The organism is Listeria monocytogenes, from assembly GCF_041765605.1.
Lineage (GTDB): Bacteria > Bacillota > Bacilli > Lactobacillales > Listeriaceae > Listeria > Listeria monocytogenes_D.
Genome location: NZ_CP168900.1, coordinates 2,973,531 through 2,979,728, shown reverse-complemented (window position 1 = coordinate 2,979,728; position 6,198 = coordinate 2,973,531). Strand labels below are relative to the sequence as shown.

The 6,198-nt window shown below is 35.2% G+C and carries 8 protein-coding genes; 7 read left to right on the top strand and 1 reads right to left on the bottom strand.

What is annotated here, in order from left to right; translation table 11 throughout:
• Positions 1 to 504 precede the first annotated feature (504 nt).
• From AB2Q86_RS15215 to AB2Q86_RS15190, 6 genes are all read left to right on the top strand, one after another.
• A complete protein-coding gene (locus tag AB2Q86_RS15215) occupies positions 505 to 975 on the top strand; it encodes a hypothetical protein (RefSeq protein ID WP_003728712.1) in 471 nt (156 codons plus the stop codon).
• Positions 976 to 1,142: 167 nt separating this feature from the next.
• The gene (gene rpmH, locus AB2Q86_RS15210; protein ID WP_003718062.1) at positions 1,143 to 1,277 is read left to right on the top strand and encodes a 50S ribosomal protein L34; all 135 of its coding nucleotides are present in this window, start codon (positions 1,143 to 1,145) and stop codon (positions 1,275 to 1,277) included.
• Between the two features lie 89 nt (positions 1,278 to 1,366).
• Positions 1,367 to 1,726, top strand: coding sequence for a ribonuclease P protein component (rnpA, locus tag AB2Q86_RS15205; protein ID WP_003735059.1), 360 nt, complete (start codon positions 1,367 to 1,369; stop codon positions 1,724 to 1,726).
• A gap of 40 nt (positions 1,727 to 1,766) precedes the next feature.
• Positions 1,767 to 2,630 carry a membrane protein insertase YidC gene (yidC, locus tag AB2Q86_RS15200; protein ID WP_003728710.1) on the top strand — a complete coding sequence of 288 codons (864 nt, stop codon included), beginning with the start codon at positions 1,767 to 1,769 and terminating at the stop codon, positions 2,628 to 2,630.
• Positions 2,627 to 3,247, top strand: a complete 621-nt coding sequence (jag, locus tag AB2Q86_RS15195) for an RNA-binding cell elongation regulator Jag/EloR (protein ID WP_003728709.1) — start codon at positions 2,627 to 2,629, stop codon at positions 3,245 to 3,247. Before yidC ends, jag begins: the two co-directional genes overlap by 4 nt.
• Before the next feature lie 54 nt (positions 3,248 to 3,301).
• A complete protein-coding gene (locus AB2Q86_RS15190) occupies positions 3,302 to 3,763 on the top strand; it encodes an ASCH domain-containing protein (protein WP_003728708.1) in 462 nt (153 codons plus the stop codon).
• 49 nt (positions 3,764 to 3,812) lie between these two features.
• On the opposite strand, the gene AB2Q86_RS15185 is transcribed toward AB2Q86_RS15190, so the two are convergent.
• Positions 3,813 to 4,793 (bottom strand): helix-turn-helix domain-containing protein, encoded by a 981-nt coding sequence (locus tag AB2Q86_RS15185; protein ID WP_012582238.1) that lies wholly within the window; start codon positions 4,791 to 4,793, stop codon positions 3,813 to 3,815.
• A 122-nt stretch (positions 4,794 to 4,915) separates the two neighbouring features.
• Here AB2Q86_RS15185 and AB2Q86_RS15180 point away from each other — a divergent pair, with 122 nt between their 5' ends.
• Positions 4,916 to 6,184, top strand: coding sequence for an MFS transporter (locus tag AB2Q86_RS15180; RefSeq protein WP_003725797.1), 1,269 nt, complete (start codon positions 4,916 to 4,918; stop codon positions 6,182 to 6,184).
• Positions 6,185 to 6,198: the final 14 nt, after the last annotated feature.

Below are 6,198 nucleotides of genomic sequence, written 5' to 3'. Positions count from 1 at the left end.
TAGTAACCCCCCTTTTTTATGTAATGTAAATGGATGCTATAAAGTTATCCACAGATAGAAAAAGCCATGGATAAGGTTATCCAAACACTGTTAAAAAATTATCCACAAAGTAAAAATGTATTGTGGATAACTTTAGTTTTCCCCAGCTATATTTCTATTCGACAGGAATTATAATATCAGAAAATCACTCTGATAGCAAGGACTTACAAAATCTATCCACAAAACTGTCCAGATGTGAAAAACGGTTGTCCACAGCCAGTTAACTTGTGTATAACTTGTGTGTAAAGAAATCTGTAACGAAATTGTTAGATTTAATTATCCACAAGCCATTGTGTGTAATTAACCACTAATTGTGTATAAGTTTAAAGTAGATTAAAAGGTTATCCACAAAAAAATGACGTTATTAACGAGTTATCCACACTTTCTGGAAAAGGATTTCATTGCGACAATGTGTTAAACTATTTACCAGAATAAGAAAAAGACAAAAAAATGAGGTTGTGAAAAATGATATTTCAACGGCTTTTGAAAACGAGAGATACAGAATTTTATCGAGTTATACAAAACGGGAATATTGACGACGTATTTGGATACTTATTAATTCACGACAAACGGGAACCAGCAGAAATTGATGATTTTAAGGTATTTGCAAAAAGTAATATAAATAAAGAAGCTTTTTCAGTGAATATCAAAAAAAATCATATTTACACGATGTTTTTTCACTTTACCGATTTAGAAGAAGAACAGGAAATTCCAAAATTTACTAAAGTTATTCGTTTTATAGAAGGTCTTTTATCATTTCAGCCAGAAACAAGCCATTACGTTGATAACTATTTAATAAAGGAAAAACTAATTTTTGAGTATCCTGCTGAATTTGAGAAAATCGGGGAGTTTGCTAAATATTTAGTAGAGGTTTCTGGTCGAGAAATTACTATTCCAGACACCACGAGAGAAAAATATATCTATTTGTCACAATAATTTTCGAAAAATGGTTTTTCTCGCTATAAAAATATGATATGATAGTGAACGGAGTCTAAATAGAAATTCGTCTAAATAGTATTGACAAAAATGACCAGTTCACGTACAATATCTAAGACTGTCTAATAGATAAATTCGATTGGACCCTTTCATGGGAGGTGTAATTAATGAAAAGAACATATCAACCAAGTAAACGTAAAAGAAAAAAAGTGCATGGTTTCCGTACGCGTATGAGTACTAAAAACGGACGTAGAGTTTTAGCAAGTCGTCGTCGTAAAGGAAGAAAAGTTTTATCTGCGTAGACCACTGAAAACGACTCAGTGGTTTTTTTTTTGAAAAATCCCTGAGTCAAACGGCCTTATACTAAGATATGTAAGAAGATGGAGAATGTATGAAAAAAAAATATAGAATTAAAAAAAATGACGATTTTCAAAAAGTATTCCGAAGAGGAAAATCTTTTGCTAACCGTCAATTTGTTGTTTATACTTTAAAGCAAGAAGGATCGACTCATTTTCGAATTGGTTTATCAGTTAGTAAAAAAATTGGAAACGCTGTCTGTCGAAATCGAATTAAACGCTACATAAGACAATCATTCCATGAACTAGAAAGCCAAATCAATCCTGAAAATGAATATATTATCATCGCCAGAAAACCGGCGGCCAATATGGATTTTCATGAAGTAAAGAAAAGTTTGATTCATGTTTTAAAAGTGGGGCGTGTTTTAAAGCAAAAACCAAACAATTCAAAGTGAGTGGGAATTTTAAAAAGGCGAAATTGGAGGTTACATCAATTTGAAGAAGAAAAAGCGATTCAAACAGAAGTTGCTCATCGCAAGTCTTGTAATCGGATTAATGGCTGTACTTTCGGGTTGTGGCTATTCAACTGATCCAATTACATCAGAATCAACTGGATTTTGGAGTCACTACATTGTATTCCCATTATCCTGGACTATTACATGGTTTTCCGATTTATTCGGGGGAAGTTATGCAGTCGGAATTATCGTTGTTACCATTTTAATCCGTCTACTTATCATGCCTTTAATGATCAAACAGCTGAAAAGCCAAAAAGCCATGACAAATTTACAACCGAAAATCAAAGAACTACAAGAGAAATACTCGTCTAAAGATAATGAAACAAAACAAAAATTACAACAAGAAACAATGCGCCTATATCAAGAAAATAGCGTAAATCCAATGATGGGTTGTTTACCATTATTAATTCAAATGCCAATTCTACTAGGATTTTACCAAGCAATCAGTAGAACGGCAGAGATCAAAACCGATTCATTCTTATGGATGCAACTGGGAAATCCGGATCCATATTACATCTTACCGGTTGTAGCGGCATTAACAACATTCTTATCATCGAAAATTTCTATGATGGGGCAAACACAGCAAAATAAATCAATGGCGATGATTGTTTACATCATGCCAGTAATGATTCTATTTATGGGTATTACACTACCATCTGCACTTGCTCTATACTGGATTATCGGTAACATTTTCACCGTATTCCAAACACTTTTAATTAATAATCCTTTTAAAAACAAACGTGAACAGGAGGCGCTGGCAGCTGCTCAACTTGCTGAAGATCGTTTGAAGAAAAAAGCAGCTAACATGAAAGCTTCCAAAAAAGGAGGTAAGAAAAGAAAGTGAGAGATATAACTGCGCAAGGCTCAAACGTTGAAGAGGCAATCCAAAATGCATTATCCACTTTAGAAACAACACGCGACAAGGTCGAAGTAGAAGTTCTAGATGAAGGTAAAAAAGGTATTTTCGGAATTGGCTCGAGACTGGCTATGGTAAAAGTAATTGAAAAAGAAGATGGTATCCAAGTAGCGATTGATTATCTTTTAGATGTTGCTACCAAGATGGGTGCAGTAATCACGATCGATGTAGAAGAAGTTGGAAAAGATGTGAAGTTGCAAATTAAAGGTGACAGCCTGGGTATGCTAATTGGCAAACACGGTCAAACCCTTAATGCACTTCAATACTTAACACAATTAATTGCTAATAAAACAACGAGCCAATACAAAAACATTATTGTTAATGTAGGGGATTATCGTGAAAGACGTCATGAAACGTTAGTAATTTTAGCAAATAAAATGGCAGATAAAGCTCTTAAAACGAAGCGCGCTGTTCATTTAGAACCAATGCCTTCATTTGAAAGAAAAATTATTCATGCTATTTTAAGCGAGAATGAACAAATTGAAACGCATTCTGAAGGACGCGATCCTTACCGTTATATTGTGATTAAGCCAGTTCGGAAATAAATTCTTAGACTGAGGTTTTAACGAACCTCAGTCTTTTTTTAGGAGGATACTTAAATGGCGATTTATAAGGATTCAGTTAATGAAATGTGGCAGAAATACCGTACAGAACACCCGATGATTTCAAGTAAGTTTGAGGCATGGGCATTTGGTAACTCTGCTCAGATGGCAAATGAACTTGGTGGGCTTGTTATGGATGGGATAAAAACCGGCACGAGCAGCTTGTTCTATTGGTATGATCAAGGCGGGGAAACGATGCCGTCTGTTGGTTCCCATGTTGTACTTTTAGATGGAGAAGAAGAAGCTATAGGAATTATCAAATTAATAAACGTAACAATTATGCCTTTTAATGAAGTACCTGAAACGTTTGCTTATTTGGAAGGAGAAGGTGACAGAACGCTAGAATATTGGCGAGAAGTACATACATCCTTTTTCAGTAATGAATGTGTAGAACTCGGTATTCCATTTGAAGAAGATGCTCTAGTGGTTTGTGAAGAGTTTGAAGTTGTTTATAAATAGAATGTTTCACGTGAAACAATAGAAGAGTACTGCGATTAATGCAGTACTCTTATTTTTTATTTCTTACTTCATTGGGTAATAGATTGAAAGTTCTTTTGTATAAGGAGTAAAAGTAAGTCTTGTTACTAAAGCCAACTTTTTCAATAATCAACTCAATTGGAGTGGAAGTGGTTTCAATTAAAAGATTTGCTGCGAGCATTTTTTGTTTATTGACTAGTTCGGTAAAAGTGAAATTGGTATTTTTTTTAATAAAGTTACTGAGGTAATTTTTATTGTAACCTAATGTATCCGCGGCACTTGTTAATGTGATTGTGCGATAGTTGGATTCTATAAGCTTAATAACTTCGAGCACGGTGGAAGTGGTGCTTGATTGTGAGTTGGTAAGGTCATCAGCTAAATATGTATCACATTTACGTACCAGTTCAGTGAACAGAATTGGCAAATAAAGAGTGATAATTCGTGATGAAAATTCTTCTTCTAAAAAATACTCTGTGATAATTTGGTTTAAAATTTGTTGGATATGCGGAATTTGCGCACTTTGAAAAATAATATATTTCTTTAAAGATTGCTCGCTTACGCTGGAATGAAGAAGAAAGTCGAATAGAAGGCTGTTTTTTTTCTTTATACTCGTTAGCCATTCTAGGCTGATTTGTTGGTCACGGAAAAGGATGTTAATGAGAATGTCTTTTTCGCCTGTTGCTTTGATGGAATGATGGCAGCCGCTGTCTAAAAGTAAAAGTTCTCCTTCATGTAAAGTTTCTTTATTTCCTTCAATGACTTGTTCGGAGCTTCCTGAATACATGTAATTTAGCTCAAGAAATTGGTGTGTATGATAAGGATAGTCCGCAAATCGGTTGTGTTTGCTTATATAAATGTCTTTGTTTTTGAAGAAATAATCATTTAATAACTCCATACTGCCGTTCTCTTTTAAAAAGGATCCATTGGGTAAATCGGGAACAAAAGTGCCAGTGCTTTTTTGGATTTTTTCTTTTGAATTTAGACGAAACAATTTTTTATTAAGCGCTTCCATTTCACAATCTCCTTCTGTAAATTTGATACTTTAATTATAAACACAGGATATTGTAAAGCGCAATCATTAATTGTTTAATATAAAGTAAGCGCTTAACTAAAATAAGTAGGAGGGTTAAAAGAATGGCTGGATCGAGTACAAGTAAAAAAGGAACGATAGCGGTATCTTTGACGAACTATTTAGATTCTGGATGTATTGTAGCGGGAGCAAGTGGACTAACTTTGTGGGCAACACAATTCGGACTTAGCAGTTTTGCGGTGGGATTACTTGGGGCTGTGAGCGCGAATGCGTTTGGTTCTGCAATTGGCGCACTTATTGGTGGTCATTTAGCAGATAAATATGGACGGAAATTTATTTATACGTATAACATGTTGGTGTATATGCTTGGGGTTACAATCATTATGTTTGCAATGAATTTCCCAATGCTATTAATTGGATTTTTAGTTACAGGTCTTTCTGTTGGGGCTGGGGTTCCGGCTTCATGGACATATATTTCTGAAATGGCGGATCCTAGTATAAGAGCTAGAAATATTGGTATATCTCAATTTGCTTGGTCATGTGGGCCAGCAATTATCTTTACTTTAGGAATTATTGTATCTCCACTTGGACTTTTAGGTAACCGCTTACTTTTCTTATCTTTATTGATTGTAGCGTTTGTTGCTTGGCAGTTGCAACGTAAATTAGAGGAGTCGAAGGACTGGGAAGCGGAGCAAGTGAAAATGAAAGAAAGTGGTAATCGTTTGGAACATCCTTTTAAAACAGCATTTTCTAGTATGGTAAATGTAAAATCAGTACTTTTCTTAGTGGGTGTGTACTTATTTTGGAATTTAGTAGCGGGTGCAATGGGATTCTTTATGCCGTTTGTATATGAAACGGTGGGTGGTCTTTCTAATACACAAGCGAATTTATTGCAAGCTGTATTATGGATACTCACAGCAGCTTCTACATACTTTGGCTTTGCTAAATTTGGTGATCGAGTAAGTCATCGTGGGTTGTTTTTTGTAGGGGCTTTAATGGCAGTTGCTTCTTGGGTTGTACTTACTTTTGTTGGAATGTCTTGGGTTGGTTTATGGACATTTGTTATTTTATGGGGTATTTCAGCAGGGATTGGTGCACAAGCTTTTTACGCACTTTGGTCAACAGAACTTTTTCCAACAAAATATCGTGGTGGGGTTCAAGGCGTGATGTTTTTCTTAGTTCGTGGTAGTACAGGTGTCTGGTCGATTGTCTTCCCAGTAATCTTGGCAAATCTTGGCTTTACTGTGGCGGGGACAATTATGATTGGTTTACTTACAGTGTCGCTTTTAATCGGTGTAATTTGGGCGCCGAAAACACGTGGCAGATCACTTGATGATATTACGAAGGAACGTTACGGAAATACAATTGATTAAAGAAAAGGAGCTAG